Annotated in this window: 13 protein-coding genes and 1 pseudogene; 1 reads left to right on the top strand and 13 read right to left on the bottom strand. The window is 71.2% G+C overall.

What is annotated here, in order from left to right:
• Positions 1-46: 46 nt before the first annotated feature.
• From JXZ78_RS09165 to JXZ78_RS09145, 4 genes are all read right to left on the bottom strand, one after another.
• Positions 47-982 carry an LLM class flavin-dependent oxidoreductase gene (locus tag JXZ78_RS09165; protein ID WP_050502515.1) on the bottom strand — a complete coding sequence of 312 codons (936 nt, stop codon included), beginning with the start codon at positions 980-982 and terminating at the stop codon, positions 47-49.
• A 33-nt stretch (positions 983-1,015) separates the two neighbouring features.
• Complete coding sequence (locus JXZ78_RS09160) at positions 1,016-1,510, bottom strand: NUDIX domain-containing protein (protein WP_030020410.1); 495 nt, start codon at positions 1,508-1,510, stop codon at positions 1,016-1,018.
• Positions 1,511-1,574: 64 nt separating this feature from the next.
• Positions 1,575-2,849: a tyrosinase family oxidase copper chaperone gene (locus JXZ78_RS09155; RefSeq protein WP_372498406.1), complete on the bottom strand. Its 1,275-nt coding sequence runs from the start codon at positions 2,847-2,849 to the stop codon at positions 1,575-1,577.
• 246 nt (positions 2,850-3,095) lie between these two features.
• Entirely contained in the window at positions 3,096-4,817 is a 1,722-nt protein-coding gene (locus tag JXZ78_RS09145; RefSeq protein ID WP_030020412.1) for a BCCT family transporter, read from the bottom strand.
• 137 nt (positions 4,818-4,954) lie between these two features.
• Here JXZ78_RS09145 and JXZ78_RS09140 point away from each other — a divergent pair, with 137 nt between their 5' ends.
• Positions 4,955-6,130 (top strand): glycerate kinase, encoded by a 1,176-nt coding sequence (locus tag JXZ78_RS09140; RefSeq protein WP_050502516.1) that lies wholly within the window; start codon positions 4,955-4,957, stop codon positions 6,128-6,130.
• A gap of 150 nt (positions 6,131-6,280) precedes the next feature.
• Here the strand turns inward: JXZ78_RS09140 and pssA are convergent, their stop codons facing one another.
• The 9 genes and pseudogenes from pssA to JXZ78_RS09095 all read right to left on the bottom strand — a co-directional run bounded on the left by pssA (position 6,281) and on the right by JXZ78_RS09095 (position 17,608).
• The gene (pssA, locus tag JXZ78_RS09135; RefSeq protein WP_030020414.1) at positions 6,281-7,135 is read right to left on the bottom strand and encodes a CDP-diacylglycerol--serine O-phosphatidyltransferase; all 855 of its coding nucleotides are present in this window, start codon (positions 7,133-7,135) and stop codon (positions 6,281-6,283) included.
• Positions 7,122-7,769 carry a phosphatidylserine decarboxylase gene (locus JXZ78_RS09130; protein WP_030020415.1) on the bottom strand — a complete coding sequence of 216 codons (648 nt, stop codon included), beginning with the start codon at positions 7,767-7,769 and terminating at the stop codon, positions 7,122-7,124. The genes pssA and JXZ78_RS09130 overlap by 14 nt, the downstream gene beginning before the upstream one ends.
• Positions 7,770-7,938: 169 nt before the next feature.
• Positions 7,939-9,147 (bottom strand): acyl-CoA dehydrogenase family protein, encoded by a 1,209-nt coding sequence (locus JXZ78_RS09125; RefSeq protein ID WP_030020416.1) that lies wholly within the window; start codon positions 9,145-9,147, stop codon positions 7,939-7,941.
• Position 9,148: 1 nt separating this feature from the next.
• The gene (locus JXZ78_RS09120) at positions 9,149-9,670 is read right to left on the bottom strand and encodes a MaoC family dehydratase (protein WP_030020417.1); all 522 of its coding nucleotides are present in this window, start codon (positions 9,668-9,670) and stop codon (positions 9,149-9,151) included.
• Between the two features lie 5 nt (positions 9,671-9,675).
• Positions 9,676-10,638, bottom strand: coding sequence for an HpcH/HpaI aldolase/citrate lyase family protein (locus tag JXZ78_RS09115; RefSeq protein WP_030020418.1), 963 nt, complete (start codon positions 10,636-10,638; stop codon positions 9,676-9,678).
• A pseudogene (locus JXZ78_RS09110) lies at positions 10,635-12,668 on the bottom strand (ethylmalonyl-CoA mutase); the annotation flags it as partial. The gene JXZ78_RS09115 and the pseudogene JXZ78_RS09110, both read right to left, overlap by 4 nt.
• Positions 12,669-12,681: 13 nt before the next feature.
• The gene (gene ccrA, locus JXZ78_RS09105) at positions 12,682-14,019 is read right to left on the bottom strand and encodes a crotonyl-CoA carboxylase/reductase (RefSeq protein WP_030020420.1); all 1,338 of its coding nucleotides are present in this window, start codon (positions 14,017-14,019) and stop codon (positions 12,682-12,684) included.
• A 774-nt stretch (positions 14,020-14,793) separates the two neighbouring features.
• Positions 14,794-15,600: a TetR family transcriptional regulator gene (locus JXZ78_RS09100; protein WP_208870156.1), complete on the bottom strand. Its 807-nt coding sequence runs from the start codon at positions 15,598-15,600 to the stop codon at positions 14,794-14,796.
• A 136-nt stretch (positions 15,601-15,736) separates the two neighbouring features.
• Entirely contained in the window at positions 15,737-17,608 is a 1,872-nt protein-coding gene (locus tag JXZ78_RS09095; RefSeq protein ID WP_275127601.1) for a 3-hydroxyacyl-CoA dehydrogenase family protein, read from the bottom strand.
• Positions 17,609-17,838 lie beyond the last annotated feature (230 nt).

The raw sequence follows: 17,838 nt of genomic DNA, 5'->3' as shown, positions 1-17,838 counted from the left end.
CGGGCAGCGTAGAGCGCCCCGCCTCCGACAGCGGCAGCCGGGTCCCTCAGCGCAACAGGGCCCGTACGTCTGCCAGTAGCTCCACCTGATGGCGCCAGTCGCCGCCCGCGATGTCCATCAGGACGCGGGTGACTCCGGCCCCGCAGTAACGGTGCAGGCGCTCCGCCGCCTCCCGGGGGCCGCCCGTCACGGGGACATCCGCGAAACGCCCGGGCGGGGAGCCGTGGGCCGAGGCGAGGTCCGCGGCGAGGTCCGCGGCGGTGGGCAGACCCGGTTCCGCACCGAGCACGCCGGTCGTCCCGACGGTGACGGCCGGGGCCGGGCGGCCGAGTGCGGCGGCGAGTTCGGCCAACTGTACGGAGCCCTCGGCCACTTGGGCGGCCGACGTCAGGGAAGGGAACCAGCCGTCACCCAGGTGCGCGGCCCGCCGCACCGCGGTGCGCGAGGTGCCCGCGATCCAGACCGGCGGCATCCGCACGGCGAACTCCGGCTCCACCACCGGGTACCCCGGCCCGTACGGCAGCGGCACCCGCTCGCCCGCGAGCAGGCGGGGCAGCAGCCGCAGCGCCGCGTCGGTCCGGCGCTCCCGCTCCTCGTACGGAACGCCCGCGGCCGTCCACCGCTCCCGGCCGCCGTCCGTCCCCACCCCCAGAACCAGCCGCCCGTCCGCGACGTGCTGGAGGCCCGCTATCTGCTCGGCGGCCTGGGACGGCGGCCGGAGCCCCGGCGCGTACCCGGTGCCGACGACGGTGATCCGCTCGGTCGCCGCGGCCACCGCCGCCAGCACCACCGCGGTGTCCAGGGCCGCCGCGCCGGCCGCGGGCCGGTCCCCGTACGCGACGAGGTCGAGCCCGGCCAGTTCCGCGTGCCGGGCCGCCTCGGTGAGCGGAAGCTTCTGCTCCCGCCGCACGGCGGGCGACGGCAGCAGCACGCCCACCGCCAGGCGGCCGGGCCGGACCGCGGAATCCGGGAGAAACGTCATACGGCGACGATGCAACTTCAAGCGGACTTGAGGTCAAGGGGCGGCGGGCGCCACCCCGTCCTCCAGCTCCACCGGCCCGCGGCCCCGCGCCAGCGCGTCCAGCGCGGCCCGTATCCGCAGCGCCATCGACGGCGACAGCCGCGGTTCGGCCTCCTCCCAGGCCAGCAGGGACCAGGACAGCAGCTCCGACTCCTGGAGACGGACGGCCGCCAACTGGTCCGCGTCCAGCACTCCGCCGTCGTAGAGATACGACACGAGCGGCGGCCGGCCGGTGCCACGCACCCAGTCGACGGCCAGCAGCGGGCCCGGCTCGATGTCCAGGCCGATCTCCTCGGCGGTCTCCCGCCGCGCGGCCTGGCGGGGTGACTCGCCCGCGTCCGACTCGACGGTGCCGCCGGGCAGGTTCCAGGTGTCGCGGTAGTTCGGCTCGACGTACAGCACCCGGCCGTCGGCGTCGCGGAAGATGACACCGGCCCCCGCGAGCACACGCGGAAGACCGGCGATATAGGTGGCGTAGTCCGTGGTCATGCGGTGAGCGTAGCCGGGCCGGACGGCGGCCCCGCGGAGCGTTTCACCGGGCCGCCGCGGCGCCTCAGGCGTCGTAGCGGTAGTACGGGGTGTGGTCGAGGAGGTCGGCGGGCGTCATCGTGTGCCAGGGGGGCAGCGGGGTGTGCAGGCCGGGGACGTCCCGGGCGGGCTCCAGCGGGAGGTAGTGCGGTACGCCGGGATGCCGGCGCTGCCAGTCGGCCCAGATCTTGTCGACGAAGCAGTGGTGGAGGAAGAACACCGGGTCGTTGGGCGAGGCGACGAAGTCCATGTGGCCGCCGACGAAGACATGCGCGGAACCGTGCAGCTTGCCCCAGTCCCGCTCCCACGGGAACTTCGCGTAGCCCTCCAGGTGGTTGCGGAAGCTGGGGTACGGCGGCTTCTCGCCGCTCAGGTGGTTCCACGGAGGGCAGTCGTAGACGGGCAGCGCGAGGGCCGCCTCCAACTGGCGGGCCGTGGACAGGACGCCGGGCGGGCGCAGCGCGCGGGTGAGGAAGTCCCGGTCGTCCTGGGTGTAGTAGCCGTTGGCCCACGCCACGTCGTCGCCGGTGGGCCGGGCGTTGACCCGCAGTCGCCAGCCGTTGCGCCGGGCGAAGGGGCCCGAGATCACCTGCCGGTCGCCGGGCCGCCCGTCACCGCCCATGAAGTCGTCGGCCCACAGCGCCGAGTCCCGGCCGCGGTCGCTCGTCCAGTCCCAGTACGGCAGGGAGACGCCGGGGTCGATCGCGCGCAGCGCCTGCTCGAAGTACAGCAGGAACTGCCGGTGCCAGGGGAGCAGTGAAGGGGTCAGGTGCGCGGTGCGGTACCCGTGGTCGCGGTGGATGTAGTCGTGGGAGTTCGCCCGGATGTGGACGGCGACCAGCGCGTCGTACACGCCGCTGCGCTTGGCCTCCAGGACGGCCCGCACGAAGCGGTGTCGCTCCCGCGCGGTCAGGGCCAGGTGGTTCTTACGGACGTGCGGGCGGCTCGGGGTGGCGGGACCGGCCGGCACGACGGGCTCCGGCCATGACCGCGGCGGCGGGGACGGCAGCAGCCGGGCGCCGCGCAGCCGCCGTACGGCGCGGCGCGCGGCGTCGAGCGGGGTCCGGTCGAACCCGTAATGGCACAGCGGGGACAGGTAGGCGTCCTCGCCCATCCGCGTCAGTCGCAGCTCACGGCCGTCGATCGTCACCCGGGTGCGGCCCTGCGGGGCCTCGACGCGGATCGTCCGGCCGCGGTAGCGCTCGGTGTACGGTCGCGGGCCGCGCGCGTCGGCGGCCGCGGGCAGCAGCGCCGCGGCACCGGCCGCCGTCGCGGCCACGAACACGTCGCGCCGTCGCATCAGGCCCCCTCATCCGCCACGCCTCATCCAGCCCCCCTCACCCGCCTGCGCCTCATCCGGTCCCCTCATCCGGTCCACCTCACCCGGTCCACCTCACCCGGCCCGCCTCATCCGGCCCCCGCCCAGCCCGCCTCACCCTTGTCCGGAGCATCCCCAGGCTCGGGGTCCGGACGCCTTCCCCGGCCGAATGCACCCGAACGGGTGATCCACCCCGGCCCGTCCCCCGGCGCTTCCCGGCTCCCGTTCCTACGTCCCCGTCGGTCCCTGCCCGGACGGGCCGGCATCGTCCCCCGTCCGCTTGGCGTCCGCCGCCCGCCGCAGCCGTGGGTGCCGGGTCGACCCCTGCTCGGTGATCGTCTCGCCGACGATGGTGCGGACCGCGTGGCGCAGCCCGTGCATCGCCTGGTGCCGCGCCGGACCGGCGCCCGGGTCCTCGCGCAGCTCCTTCAGCAGCGCCCAGCACAGCGCCAGCATCACGAACACGAAGGGCAGCGCGACCAGGATCGTCGCCGTCTGGAGCGCGCCGAGCCCGCCGGCCACCAGCAGCACCGCGGCGACCGCGGCCATCAGGATGCCCCAGGTGACCACCAGCCACGTCCGCGGATGCAGCGCGCCCCGGCTGGTGAGCGAGCCCATCACCAGGGACGCGGAGTCGGCGCTGGTGATGAAGTACGTCATGACCAGGATCATCGCCACCCAGGAGGTGACGGTCCCGGCCGGCAGCGCGTCCAGCATGCCGAACAGCGACGCCTCCGCGTCCTTCGCGTTGCCCGCGAGGTCGGCCAGGCCGCTGGCGTCCAGCCGGATCGCGCTGCCGCCCAGCACGCAGAACCAGATCATCGTCGCGCCGCTGGGCACCAGCAGGACGCCGATCAGGAACTCCCGTACGGTGCGCCCGTGCGAGATACGGGCGATGAACGTGCCCACGAACGGGGCCCAGGACAGCCACCACGCCCAGTAGAAGATCGTCCAGGTGCCGAGCCAGCTCGCGTCGGTGAACGCGCCGGTGCGCGAGGCCATCGGCAGCAGGTCGTTGAGGTAGCCGCCGACGCTCGCCGGGATGCTGTCCAGCACGTACACCGTCGGGCCGAGCACGAAGACGAACAGCATCAGCAGCGCGGCCAGCACGATGTTCAGGGTGGACAGCCACTTGACGCCCTTGTGCAGACCGGAGAAGGCGGACGCCACGAAGGCGGCGGAGAGCGCGACGATGATGATCAGCTGGACCGCGGTGCTGTCCGCCGTGCCGGTGGTGAGCTGGAGGCCCTTGCTGACCTGGAGGGCGCCGAGGCCCAGGCTGGTGGCCGTGCCGAAGACGGTCGCGAAGACGGCCAGCAGGTCGATCAGGTGCCCCAGCCGCCCGCCGGCCCGCCGCTCGCCGATCAGCGGGACGAAGGCGGAGCTGAGCCGGTTGCTGCGGCCCTTGCGGAAGCCCGCGTAGGCCAGGGCCAGGCCGACGATGCCGTAGATGGCCCACGGGGTCAGGGTCCAGTGGAAGAACGAGTACTCCAGCGCGGTACGGGCCGCGGCGCCGGTGTGCGGGGTGACGCCGCTGGAGGGCGGCGGGGTGACGTAGTGCTGGAGCGGTTCGCCCACGCCGTAGAACATCAGGCCGATACCCATACCGGCGCTGAACATCATCGCGATCCACGCGAGATTGCCGAATTCCGGCTCCGCGTCGTCCTTGCCGAGCCGGATACGGCCGAACCGGCTGAAGGCGATGAGGAAGCACAGGACGAGAAAGACGTCGGCGGCCACCACGAACAGCCAGCCGAAATTGCCCAGCACCCAATTCAGCGCGCTGTCGGTGACCGATTCGAAATTCTTTTTGCCCAGCGCCGCCCAGGCCACCACCGCGAGCACCGCGGCGACCCCGGCGCCGACCAGGATCAGATCGGGCGGCGGATCGTGTTCCGTGTTTCCCGGCTCGGAATTCGGCGTCGGTTCCTCGGACGTCTGCACGCTCATGGCGTCCCACTATGGCCGGAAAAACGATGCTTCGCCGGATGGGCGCGCCGTCCGGCGTCACCGGTCCCTGTTCGCCGCGGCCCGCGCCGGATAAGGTCGCAGCGGCGCGACTGCCAGTTCGAAAGCAAGGGGAAACAGTGGCGGACGCAGCAAGGACACCGGCGGCGGACCGGGACCGGGCACCCCGGGTCCTGGTCGCCGCGGACAAATTCAAGGGCTCCCTGACGGCCACCGAGGTCGCCCGGCACGTCACCGCCGGGCTGCGCCGGGCCGTCCCCGGCCTGACGGTGGAGTCCGTCCCGGTCGCGGACGGCGGCGACGGCACGGTCGCGGCCGCCCTGGCGGCGGGCTTCGCCCGGCACCGGGCACGCGTCACGGGCCCGACCGGCGAGCCGGTCACGGCCACCTTCGCGCTGCGCGAGGACGGCACGGCCGTGGTCGAGATGGCCGAGGCGTCCGGCCTCCAGCACCTCCCGGAGGGCCGCTTCGCGCCGCTCACGGCCACCACGTACGGCACCGGCGAGCTGCTGCGCGCGGCGCTGGACGCGGGCGCCACCACCCTCGTCCTCGGCGTCGGCGGCAGCGCCACGACCGACGGCGGCGCCGGCATGCTCGCCGCCCTCGGGGCCCGCTTCCTGGACGCCGCGGGGGCACCGCTCGCACCGGGCGGCGGGCCGCTGCGCGACCTGGCCACCGCCGACCTCTCGGGCCTGGACCCGCGGCTCGCCCGCACGGAGGTGGTCCTCGCCAGCGACGTGGACAACCCGCTCACCGGGCCCAAGGGCGCTCCCGCCGTCTACGGGCCGCAGAAGGGCGCGAACGAGCAGGACGTCGCGGCACTGGACGCGGCCCTGGCCCACTACGCCAAGGTCCTGGAGACCGCGGTGGGGCCCCGTGCCGCCGAGCACGCCGCCGCGCCCGGCGCGGGTGCGGCGGGCGGCATCGGCTACGGCGCCCTGGTCGGCCTGGGGGCCGCCTTCCGGCCGGGCATCGACGTCATGCTGGAGGTGCTGGGCTTCGGTCCGGCGCTGGCCCGTGCCACCTTCGTCGTCACCGGCGAGGGCTCACTGGACGCGCAGACCCTGCACGGCAAGGCCCCGGCCGGCGTCGCGGCGGCGGCCCGCGCGGCGGGCCTGGAGGTGGCGGCGGTCTGCGGCCGCCTGGCCCTGCCGCCGGAGGCCCTGGGCCGGGCCGGCATCCGCCGCGCCTACCCGCTGACCGACCTGGAGCCGGACCCGGCCCGCTGCATGGCCGAGGCGGGCCCGCTCCTGGAGCGGGCAGCGGAAGCGCTGGGACGGGACTTCCTGCTGTGAGGCGCTGACGTACGGGCCAGGGAGCGCGCCGAGGGGCTCAGCGGCCTCACGATGCGCCCCCTGCGCCCCCGTGCACCCGGATACGACAAAAGGCCCCCGCCGAGCTCTTGCGCTCGGCGGGGGCCTTTCCGGTCCGGGGACCGGACACCGCTACTGAATCTGCGCGCTGCGCGCCTCACGGCGGTTGTCGCGGAAGGTGTTGACCCGGCGGGCCGTCGCGAAGACCGGGATCATCGCGCCCAGCACGATCTGCAGGGAGCAGCCGGTCTGGAGCAGCATCTGACCGCCGGGGGCGTCCAGCGCCCAGGCCGCCAGCATCCCCATGCTCAGCACGATCCAGCTGAGCATCGCCACCGCGAGCCGCCCCCGCGGCTTCGGGTACTCGACCCGGCTCACCATCAGCCAGGCCACCCCGACGATCGCCAGCAGCGTCGGCACGAAGGGCAGCTCCAGCAGGACGATCGCCACGACGGTCAGCGCGCCGAACGGGCTCGGCATCCCCTGGAAGATGCCGTCACGCAGCGTCACGCAGGAGAACCGGGCCAGCCGCAGGATCACCGCCAGCAGCACCACCACCGCGGCGACCACCGAGACCCGCTGGTGCGAGTCCGGGGCGACCATGCCCCAGGTGACGACGAAGTAGGCCGGCGCCAGCCCGAAGCTGATCAGGTCGGAGAGGTTGTCGAGCTCGGCCCCCATCGCCGAGGCCCGCAGCTTGCGCGCGACGAGTCCGTCGAACAGGTCGAAGATGGAGGCCAGCAGCATCAGGATCACCGCCATGGCGGCGCTGTGCCGGGCCATCCCGCCGTCCTCGTTGCCCGTCAGGTGCGGGATCAGCACGCCGGTGGTGGTGAAGTAGACGGCCATGAAGCCGCAGATCGCGTTGCCGAGCGTGAGCGTGTCCGCTATCGACAACCGCGTCGACAGCGGCATGTCGTCGGCCGCGTCGTCCTCCTCGACCTCCGCGACCCAGCCGGGCTGTGTGTCGGGATCAATCACGGTCAAGGCGTGTCACCCCCGCGGTGGTGGCCTGGCCGACCTCGACCGCGGCCTCGACACCCGCCGGGAGGTAGACGTCGACGCGCGACCCGAAGCGGATCAGGCCGATGCGCTCGCCCTGCTCCACCTTCGAGCCCTGGGGCACGTAGGGGACGATACGGCGGGCCACGGCGCCGGCGATCTGCACCATCTCGATGTCGCCGAGCTCGGTGTCGAAGTGCCAGACCACCCGCTCGTTGTTCTCGCTCTCCTTGTTGAACGCCGGGACGTACCCGCCGGGGATGTGCTCCACGGACGTCACCGTGCCGGCCAGCGGCGCGCGGTTGACGTGGACGTTCAGCGGGCTCATGAAGATCGCGACGCGGGTGCGCCCGTCCTTCCACGGCATGATGCTCTGCACCACGCCGTCGGCCGGGGAGATGACCCGGCCCTGAGCGATCTCCCGCTCAGGGTCGCGGAAGAACCACAGCATGCCCGCGGCCAGGGCGGTGGCGGGGACGGCGGCGGCGGCCCAGCGTCCCGAGCGACGGGAACGGGCCAGGCTGACCGCTGCCGTCGCGACGGTCGGCAGAAGCCACGGCGACGCTCCGCGCGCGAGGCGGACACGACCGCGTTGTGCAGAGGATTGGCTGTGGGGCATGGATGACCTTCGTAGCGGAGGATGCCGCATATGCAATGGGGGACGGCGGCTTTCCCGGGATGGTATCGGTTGCGAGCGGCAACTGGCCAAGAGCCAGAGCCAATCCGTGGCCGAAGCGCGATGACGGGGTGTGATCTTCGTCCTGAATAAAACACCCCAAATCGGGCGTTCACCCCTGGATTCGGTACTCCTCCAGTAGCCGTCGACCGATGATCATTTTCTGGATCTCGGCGGTACCTTCACCGATGAGGAGCATCGGTGCCTCCCGGTAGAGGCGCTCGATCTCGTACTCCTTGGAGAAGCCGTAGCCGCCGTGGATGCGGAACGCGTCCTCCACCACCTCCTTGCAGTACTCGGAGGCCAGGTACTTGGCCATGCCCGCTTCCAGGTCGTTGCGCTGCCCGGAGTCCTTCTTGCGTGCGGCATTGACCATCATCGCATGGGCCGCTTCCACCTTTGTGGCCATTTCGGCAAGTTTGAACTGAATTGCCTGGTGCTGGGCGATCGGCTTGCCGAAGGTGTGCCGCTGCTGCGCGTAGGAAACGCCCAGCTCGAAGGCGCGCTGCGCCACGCCGCAGCCGCGCGCGGCCACGTTCACCCGGCCGACCTCGACGCCGTCCATCATGTGATAGAAGCCACGTCCGGTCTCGCCGCCGAGCACCCGGTCGGCGGGGACGCGCAGCCCGTCCATGATCAGCTCGGTGGTGTCGACCCCCTTGTAGCCCATCTTGTCGATCTTGCCGGGGATGGTCAGCCCCGGCCGGACCTCGCCGAAGCCCGCCTCCTTCTCCACGAGGAAGGTGGTCATCGACTTGTGCGGCGCGGTGCCCTCCGGATGGCCCTCGTCCGTACGGCACAGCACCGCGACGAGAGTTGACGAACCGCCGTTGGTCAGCCACATCTTCTGGCCGGTCAGTACATAATCCCCGCCGTCCGCCACCCCCTTGGAGGTGATGGCCGAGACGTCCGAGCCGAGCGCCGGCTCCGACATCGAGAAGGCGCCACGGATCTCGCCGGCCGCCATCCTCGGCAGGAAATACTCCTTCTGCTCCCGCGTGCCGTGCTGCTTGAGCATGTACGCAACGATGAAGTGCGTGTTGATGATGCCCGACACGCTCATCCAGCCGCGGGCGATCTCCTCCACCGTCAGCGCGTACGTCAGCAGCGACTCGCCGAGGCCTCCGTACTCCTCGGGAATCATCAGCCCGAAGACGCCGAGTTCCTTCAGCCCCTCGACTATCTGTGTCGGGTACTCGTCGCGGTGCTCCAGCTCGGTCGCGACCGGCAGAATCTCTTTGTCGACGAAGTCACGCACCGTCGACAGGATTTCCCGCTGGATGTCCGTCAGGCCCTCGGTCTGTGCGAGGCGTCCGCTCATCTCACTTCTCCTTCCGGGCCGGTTCCCGCAGCTCGGGGCGGCCCGGCTGCTCCCCGCCGCGCTCCTTGACGTACGTGGCGGTCGGCACCATCACCTTGCGCCGGAAGACGCACACCAGGGTGCCGTCCTGCTTGTAGCCCTTGGTCTCCACATACACGATCCCGCGGTCGCTCTTGGACTTCGACGGCGTCTTGTCGAGCACCGTCGTCTCGCCGTACAGCGTGTCCCCGTGAAAAGTGGGCGCCACGTGCTTCAGCGACTCGATTTCCAGATTCGCGATCGCCTTGCCCGACACGTCCGGTACCGACATCCCCAGCAGCAGCGAGTAGATGTAGTTGCCGACGACGACATTCCTGCCGAAGTCGGTGGTCCGCTCGGCATAGTTGCTGTCCATGTGCAGCGGATGGTGATTCATCGTGAGCAGACAGAAGAGGTGGTCGTCGTATTCCGTGACCGTCTTTCCCGGCCAGTGCTTGTAGACGTCCCCGACGGTGAATTCCTCGTAGGTACGGCCGAACTGCATCGCGCTCACGCCTCCGGGGCTTCGAACTTCGAGGTACGGGTCATGCCGGCGGCGCGGCCCTTTCCGCTGACGACGAGCGCCATCTTGCGGCTGGCCTCGTCGATCATCTCGTCACCGAGCATCGCGGAGCCCTTCTTGCCGCCCGCCTCGGAGGTGTGCCACTCGTACGCGTCGAGGATCAGCTCGGCACGGTCGTAGTCCTCCTGCGACGGCGAGAAGACCTCGTTGGCCGCCTCGACCTGACCGGGGTGCAGCACCCACTTGCCGTCGAAGCCCAGCGCCGCGGCGCGCCCGGCGACCTCCTTGTAGCCGTCCACGTTCTTGATCTGGAGGTAGGGGCCGTCGATCGCCTGGAGGTCGTTGGCGCGGGCCGCCATCAGGATGCGCATCAGGATGTAGTGGTACGCGTCCGCGCCGTACCCGGGCGGCTGCTCGCCCACGACCAGCGTCTTCATGTTGATGGAGGCCATGAAGTCGGCCGGGCCGAAGATGATGGTTTCCAGGCGCGGCGACGCGGTGGCGATGGCGTCCACGTTCACCAGGCCCTTGGCGTTCTCGATCTGCGCCTCGATGCCGATCCGGCCCGCCTCGAAGCCCATCGTCGTCTCGATCTGGGTGAGCAGCAGGTCCAGCGCGACGATCTGCTGGGCGTCCTGCACCTTGGGCAGCATGATGCAGTCCAGGTTCTGCCCGGCGCCCTCGACGACGGTGATGACGTCCCGGTAGGTCCAGTGCGTGGTCCAGTCGTTGACCCGCACGACGCGGGTCTTGCCGGACCAGTCGCCGTTGTTCAGCGCGTCCACGATGGTGTGCCGGGCGCCTTCCTTGGCCAGCGGCGCGCAGGCGTCCTCCAGGTCCAGGAAGACCTGGTCGGCGGGGAGGCCCTGGGCCTTCTCCAGGAAGCGCGGGTTGCTGCCGGGGACGGCGAGGCAGGAACGGCGGGGGCGAAGGCGGTTCACAGCAGTCATGCGGGGATCTCCAAGGGGTCGAGCTTGTTCGCGGTACGGATCTCGTCGACGATACGGCCGATGATCTCCGTGATACCGAAGTCCTTCGGGGTGAACACGGCCGCCACTCCGGCTTCCCGGAGGGCCGCCGCGTCGGCGTTGGGGATGATGCCGCCGACGATGACGGGGATGTCGTGGCCGCCGGTCTCGCGCAGCCGCCGCAGCACGTCCGGCACCAGCTCGGCGTGCGAGCCGGACAGGATCGACAGGCCCACGCAGTGCACGTCCTCGGCGACGGCCGCCGCGACGATCTGCTCGGGCGTCAGCCGGATGCCCTGGTAGACGACCTCGAAGCCGGCGTCCCTGGCCCGTACGGCGATCTGCTCCGCGCCGTTGCTGTGGCCGTCCAGCCCCGGCTTGCCGACCAGCAGCCGCAGCCGTCCGGTGCCCAGGTCGGCGGCGGTCCGCTCGACCTTGGCGCGGACCGCGGCGAGCGGCGTGCCCGCCTCCGCGGTGACGGCCAGCGGCGCGCCCGAGACGCCGGTCGGCGCCCGGAACTCGCCGAAGACGTCCCGCAGGGCCCAGGACCACTCGCCCGTGGTGACGCCCGCGCGGGCGCATTCCAGCGTCGCGGCGAACAGGTTGGTGTCACCGGCCGCGGCCTTCTTCAGCGCCGACAGGGACTCCTGCGCCCGTGCCTCGTCGCGGTCGTCGCGCCACCGGTGCAGCGCCCGCACCACACCCGCCTCGTTGTCCGGGTCGACGGTCATGATGGCGGTGTCCAGGTCGGCGGTGAGCGGGTTCGGCTCGGTCGACTCGTAGCAGTTGACTCCGACGATCTTCTCCTCGCCCGCCTCGATCCGGGCCCGCCGCTCCGCGTGCGAGGAGACCAGCTGCGACTTCAGATAGCCGGACTCGACGGCGGCCATCGCCCCGCCCATCTCCTCGATCCGCGCCATCTCCGCCAGGCACTCCTCGACCAGCGCCCCGACCTTGGCCTCGACGACGTGCGACCCGGCGAAGATGTCCTCGTACTCCAGCAGGTCCGACTCGTGGGCCAGCACCTGCTGGATGCGCAGCGACCACTGCTGGTCCCAGGGCCGGGGCAGGCCCAGCGCCTCGTTCCAGGCCGGCAGCTGCACGGCGCGGGCGCGCGCGTCCTTGGAGAGGGTGACGGCCAGCATCTCCAGGACGATCCGCTGGACGTTGTTCTCCGGCTGCGCCTCGGTCAGCCCCAGGGAGTTGACCTGCACGCCGTAGCGGAAACGGCGCTGCTTGGGGTTCTCCACGCCGTACCGCTCGCGGGTGACCTGCTCCCAGATGCGGCCGAAGGCGCGCATCTTGCACATCTCCTCGATGAACCGGACCCCGGCGTTCACGAAGAAGGAGATCCGCGCGACCACGTTACCGAACTTCTCCGGCGGCACCTGCCCCGAGTCCCGTACGGCGTCGAGCACGGCGATGGCGGTGCTCATCGCGTACGCGATCTCCTGCACCGGTGTGGCGCCCGCCTCCTGCAAGTGGTAACTGCAGATGTTGATCGGGTTCCACTTCGGGAGGTGCGCCACCGTGTACGTGATCATGTCGGTGGTCAGCCGCAGGCTCGGGCCCGGCGGGAAGACGTGCGTCCCGCGCGAGAGGTACTCCTTGACGATGTCGTTCTGCGTGGTGCCCGACAGCTTGGCGATGTCGGCGCCCTGCTCCTCGGCGACCACCTCGTACAACGCCAGCAGCCACATGGCCGTGGCGTTGATCGTCATCGAGGTGTTCATCTGCTCCAGCGGGATGTCCTGGAACAGCCGGCGCATGTCGCCGAGGTGCGAGACGGGGACCCCGACCCGGCCGACCTCGCCGCGGGCGAGGACGTGGTCCGGGTCGTAACCGGTCTGCGTCGGCAGGTCGAAGGCGACCGACAGGCCCGTCTGGCCCTTGGCGAGGTTGCGCCGGTAGAGCGCGTTGGACGCCTCAGCGGTCGAGTGCCCGGCGTAGGTCCGCATCAGCCACGGACGATCCTTGTGACGTTCGGTCATGTTGGTCCGTACTCTCGGGGTCCGTCCGTCCGGATCAGACGTTCCGGAAGCGGTTGATGGCGTCGATGTGCTTCGCGCGCTTCTCCTCGTCGCGCACGCCCATGCCTTCCTCGGGTGCCAGCGCGAGGACGCCGACCTTGCCCTGGTGGAGGTTGCGGTGCACGTCGTACGCGGCCTGCCCGGTCTCTTCCAGCGTGTACGTCTTCGAGAGCGTCGGGTGGATCTTGCCCTTGGCGATCAGGCGGTTGGCCTCCCACGCCTCGCGGTAGTTGGCGAAGTGCGAGCCGACGATGCGCTTCAGCGACATCCACAGGTAGCGGTTGTCGTACTCGTGGGTGTACCCGGAGGTGGAGGCACAGGTGACGATCGTGCCGCCCTTGCGCGTGACGTAGACGGAGGCGCCGAACGTCTCGCGGCCGGGGTGCTCGAAGACGATGTCCACGTCCTCGCCGCCGGTCAGCTCACGGATGCGCTTGCCGAAGCGCTTCCACTCCCTGGGGTCCTGGTTGCGCTCGTCCTTCCAGAACTTGTACCCCTCGGCGTTGCGGTCGATGATCGCCTCGGCGCCCATTTTCCGGCAGATCTCCGCCTTCTGGTCGCTGGAGACCACACAGATCGGGTTGGCGCCGCCGGCCAGCGCGAACTGCGTGGCGTACGAGCCGAGTCCGCCGCTGGCGCCCCAGATCAGCACGTTGTCGCCCTGCTTCATCCCGGCGCCGTTGCGGGACACCAGCTGCCGGTACGCGGTGGAGTTGACCAGTCCGGGCGCCGCCGCCTCCTCCCAGCTCAGGTGGTCCGGCTTGGGCATCAGCTGGTTGGACTTGACGAGCGCGATCTCGGCGAGGCCGCCGAAGTTGGTCTCGAAGCCCCAGATGCGCTGCTCGGGGTCGAGCATCGTGTCGTTGTGGCCGTCGGCGGACTCCAGCTCGACGGACAGACAGTGTGCGACGACCTCGTCGCCGGGCTTCCAGGAGTTCACGCCGGGGCCGGTGCGCAGCACGACGCCCGCCAGGTCGGAGCCGATGACGTGGTACGGCAGGTCGTGGCGCTTGGTGAGCGGCGACAGCTTGCCGTAGCGCTCCAGGAAGGAGAACGTGGACACCGGCTCGAAGATCGAGGTCCAGACGCTGTTGTAGTTGACCGAGGAGGCCATCACGGCCACCAGGGCCTCGCCGGGGCCCAGTTCGGGCACCGGCACCTCCTCGATGTGGAGCGACTTGCGGGGGTCCTTCTCCTTGGTGGCGAGGCCGGCGAACATGTCGGCCTCGTCCTTGTGCACGGTCACCGCGCGGTAGGAGTCGGGCAGGGGCAGAGCGGCGAAGTCTTCGCGGGTGCTCTCTGGCGCGAGGATCGCGTCAAGTATCTGGTTCACGGTGTGCCTCCGGCGAAGCCAGTCGAGGGAAACGGCTTGAGGGAACGTCGGGGGTGGTGCAGAGGCGATGCCGTCGGTTCGGCTGAGGGGTGTTCCGGCAGCGCTGGTGAGCGCGGTGAGGGTGCCTGTGACGCAGGCGTCCGGGCGGGCAGGCACGAGTGGCCTGCTGGGACAGCCGGCGAACGGTGATCGCCGTCCGCCGGCCGCCCGGACAACATCAACGTATGACACCGCGTGCCAGCCGACAAGACACTGAGTGCCAACAATTTCTCTCAGATGTCATCTGGGGGGGCACGCATGAGCGGCTAGGTGGATGTACGTAATGGTGAAATGTCCCCTCATGAGGGGCGTGCGACGCCAGGCAGCCCTGGCGCTGGGCGTGGCGTATGCCACCTCAGTGCCAGGGCTGCCGAGCTTTTCGGGGGCGTCTGTGCGTTCTTCGGGGGCCACACCCGCATGCTCGGGGAGCACGGGCTCTTTCCCCGCGCGGAGATCATCAACATGGGATCACTCCTGCATGCGCGGGGACCACGACGGGCGCGGTGCGGGTGTGCGAATGTCCGGGGGACCACCCCCGCACACGCGGGGACCACTCTGATCCGAACTTCAGAGATAAAGCGAGGGGGGGGACCACCCCCGCACACGCGGGGACCACAGGAACTGACCTGCCCGTTCACCGTGCCGGATGCGGTTTTTTACTCACTTTCGAGGGAACCGGCGAATCGATGCATTCGGGGCGTCAAGGCGAATGGCGCACGCCAATAGTTCTCCTCATCACCGCTGCTTGAGCGCCTTCTCGATCGTGCGCATGACCTCGTCCAGCGGCGCGTCCGTACGGGCCACCGTGACCAGCACCTCGCCCTGCTTCGCGGCCCGCGCCGGGGGCTCCTGGTGGTCCCCGCCCAGCCCGCGGCCCGCGCCGATCCCCGTGCCGAAGGTGGCGCGGACGATTCCGAAGGCGTGGTCGAGCTGGGCCTCCACGTCGCCCTCGGCGCCCGCCCGCAGCCAGCGTCGCAGCACGTGGTTGTGGGCGGTGACGACCGCGGACGCGGCGACCTCGGCGAGCAGCGGGTCGTCGTCGCCCTCGTGGTGGGCGCCCTCGTCGAAGTGGCCGAGCAGGTAGCGGGTGAAGAGCCGTTCGTAGCGGGCCACCGACGCGATCTCGGCCTCGCGGAGGGTGGGGACCTCCCGGGTCAGCCGGTAGCGCGCCACGGAGACCGCGGGGGAGGCCGCGTACATCCGCATGACTTCCTTGATGCCGCGGCAGACCGTGTCGAGCGGATTCTCGTGCGCCGGCGCGGCGTCCAGGACGGCCTCGGCCCGTACGAGGGTGTCGTCGTGGTCCGGGAAGATCGCCTCTTCCTTGGAGCGGAAGTGGCGGAAGAAAGTACGGCGGGCGACGCCGGCCGCGGCCGCGATCTCGTCCACCGTCGTCGCCTCGTAGCCCTTGGCGGCGAACAGCTCCATCGCGGCGGCCGCCAGTTCGCGGCGCATCTTCAGACGTTGGGCGGCGGCCCTCCGGGTGCCGGGAGTGGTGGCTTCGGATCCGTCGGACGGCTGCGTACGGGCGGGCTGGGACATGTGGGGACGGTACTGCATATTCCCGCGGCCTGCGGCATCAGCCGTCGCGCGGGCCCCCTCGCGCGGGCGCGGGCCGCCGGAGGGTTCCAGCAGCCCGCCCCATCCGCCGCCCGCCGGCCGGGCCGTCCGCCACGCGTCAGCGCCGGGCGTACTCACGGAAGCCGCGGCCGGTCTTGCGGCCCAGGCAGCCCGCCGCGACGAGGTGCTCCAGCAGCGGCGCCGGCGCCAGCCCCGGGTCGCGGAACTCGGCGTGCAGCACCTTCTCGATGGCCAGCGACACGTCCAGGCCCACCACGTCCAGCAGTTCGAACGGGCCCATCGGGTAACCGCCGCCCAGCTTCATCGCGGCGTCGATGGCGTCCGGGGTCGCATAGTGCTCCTGCACCATCTTGACCGCGTTGTTCAGGTACGGGAACAGCAAGGCGTTGACGATGAACCCGGCCCGGTCCCCGCAGTCCACCGGGTGCTTGCGGACCTGGGCGCAGACCGCGCGCACGGTCGCGTGCACGTCGTCCGCGGTCAGGACCGTCCGCACGACCTCCACCAGCTTCATGGCCGGCGCCGGGTTGAAGAAGTGCATGCCGACGACGTCCTGCGGGCGGGAGGTGGCCCGCGCGCAAGCCACCACGGGCAGCGAGGAGGTCGTCGTGGCCAGCACGGCACCCGGCTTGCACACCTTGTCCAGCGTGGCGAACATCTGCTGCTTGACGCCCAGGTCCTCGGCGACCGCCTCCACCGCCAGGTCCACGTCGGCGAAGGCTTCCAGCGACCCGGCGGCGGTCACCGCGGCGAGGGCGCTGTCGCGCGCCTCGGCGGTCAGCCGACCCTTGGTCACCGAGCGGTCCAGGGACTTGGCGACACGGGCCTTGGCCGCCTCGGCCTTCTCCAGGCTGCGGGCCGCCAAGACCACCTGGAAGCCGGACTTGGCGAAGACCTCGGCGATCCCGCTCGCCATCGTCCCGGAACCGGCCACTCCGACGCTGCGCACCGTGCGCCCGGCGTCCAGGTCGTGGGTCGCGGTGGGCGTCCGGCCGTCCGGCACGACCACCGGGCTGCCCGGCGCCTCGTACGTGTAGAAGCCGCGGCCCGCCTTGCGGCCGGTCAGCCCCGCCTCGGCGAGCTGGCCCAGGATCGGCGCGGGGGCGTGCAGCCGGTCGTGGGAGGCGGCGTACATGGCCTCCAGGACCGTACGGGCGGTGTCCACGCCGATCAGGTCCAGCAGCGCCAGCGGGCCCATCGGCAGGCCGCAGCCCAGCTTCATCGCGGCGTCGATGTCCTCGCGGGACGCGTACCGGGACTCGTACATCGCGGCGGCCTGGTTCAGGTAGCCGAACAGCAGCCCGTCGGCGACGAAGCCGGGCCGGTCGCCGACCGCGATCGGGTTCTTGCCCAGCTCGCGGGCCAGCTCGGTGACGGCGGCGACGGCGGCCGGCGCGGTCAGGACGGAGGAGACCACCTCGACCAGCTTCATGGCCGGCGCCGGGTTGAAAAAGTGCAGGCCCAGGACGCGTTCGGGGTGCGCCGAGTCGGCGGCCAGCCGGGTCACGGACAACGCGTTGGTGCCGGTGGCGAGAATCGCGTCGGGCCGCACGATGCCGTCCAGCGCGGTGAAGATCTGCCGCTTGAGCTCGTACTCCTCCGGGACCACCTCGATGACGAGATCGGCCTCGGCGGCGGCCTGGAGGTCGCGGAACGTACGGAAGCGGGCCAGCGCGTCCTGCCGCTCGCGTGCGGTGACGCGCTCCCGGCGCACGGCCCGCGTGGTGGACGCCTCCAGCGCCGCGACGGCCCGGCGGGCGGCGGCGTCGTCGATGTCGATGCCGATCACCTCGCGGCCCGCGCGAGTGAGGATCTCGGCGATGCCGGTGCCCATCGTGCCGAGACCGACGACGGCCACGGTGGCAAGGGCCTGGGGCGCCCCGGCAGGCGAAGAACCGGTGGAGGAGGTGGAGACCTTGGGGACGGTGGAGACATCGGTTGAGAGGTCAGGGGTGGACTTACGGTCCATCGCGAGACTCCAGAGAGTGGATCCCGTGCGAAAGGGGCTCCCGAGGAGCGAAGCCCGTGAGCGCAGGCGGGAAGTGACGACTGAGGAGGGGCCGGGCACATGCGCGGACGGCATGTACGAGGCGGGTGGTGCGGCGGCGGGCCCTGTCCCGGGGCCGCGCCGTGAGCGTCGTGCTGGACGCCGAACCGACTGCACGCTGTGGCGGCTGCGTCACCAGGCCGCCCGGGCAG

Source organism: Streptomyces monomycini (assembly GCF_022271435.1).
Lineage (GTDB): Bacteria > Actinomycetota > Actinomycetes > Streptomycetales > Streptomycetaceae > Streptomyces > Streptomyces monomycini.
The sequence above is the reverse complement of the archived record's forward strand: the minus strand, read 5'-3'. Positions and strand labels throughout refer to the sequence as shown.

Excerpts from the sequence above, each read along its gene's own strand:
- JXZ78_RS09165 (WP_050502515.1), bottom strand. The coding sequence starts at position 982 with ATGACGTTTCTCCCGGATTCCGCGGTCCGGCCCGGCCGCCTGGCGGTG.
- JXZ78_RS09115 (WP_030020418.1), bottom strand. The coding sequence starts at position 10,638 with ATGACTGCTGTGAACCGCCTTCGCCCCCGCCGTTCCTGCCTCGCCGTC.
- JXZ78_RS09100 (WP_208870156.1), bottom strand. The coding sequence starts at position 15,600 with ATGTCCCAGCCCGCCCGTACGCAGCCGTCCGACGGATCCGAAGCCACC.
- JXZ78_RS09095 (WP_275127601.1), bottom strand. The coding sequence starts at position 17,608 with ATGGACCGTAAGTCCACCCCTGACCTCTCAACCGATGTCTCCACCGTC.
- JXZ78_RS09130 (WP_030020415.1), bottom strand. The coding sequence starts at position 7,769 with ATGCCCCACAGCCAATCCTCTGCACAACGCGGTCGTGTCCGCCTCGCG.
- JXZ78_RS09145 (WP_030020412.1), bottom strand. The coding sequence starts at position 4,817 with ATGAGCGTGCAGACGTCCGAGGAACCGACGCCGAATTCCGAGCCGGGA.
- JXZ78_RS09125 (WP_030020416.1), bottom strand. The coding sequence starts at position 9,147 with ATGAGCGGACGCCTCGCACAGACCGAGGGCCTGACGGACATCCAGCGG.
- JXZ78_RS09160 (WP_030020410.1), bottom strand. The coding sequence starts at position 1,510 with ATGACCACGGACTACGCCACCTATATCGCCGGTCTTCCGCGTGTGCTC.
- JXZ78_RS09120 (WP_030020417.1), bottom strand. The coding sequence starts at position 9,670 with ATGCAGTTCGGCCGTACCTACGAGGAATTCACCGTCGGGGACGTCTAC.
- JXZ78_RS09155 (WP_372498406.1), bottom strand. The coding sequence starts at position 2,849 with ATGCGACGGCGCGACGTGTTCGTGGCCGCGACGGCGGCCGGTGCCGCG.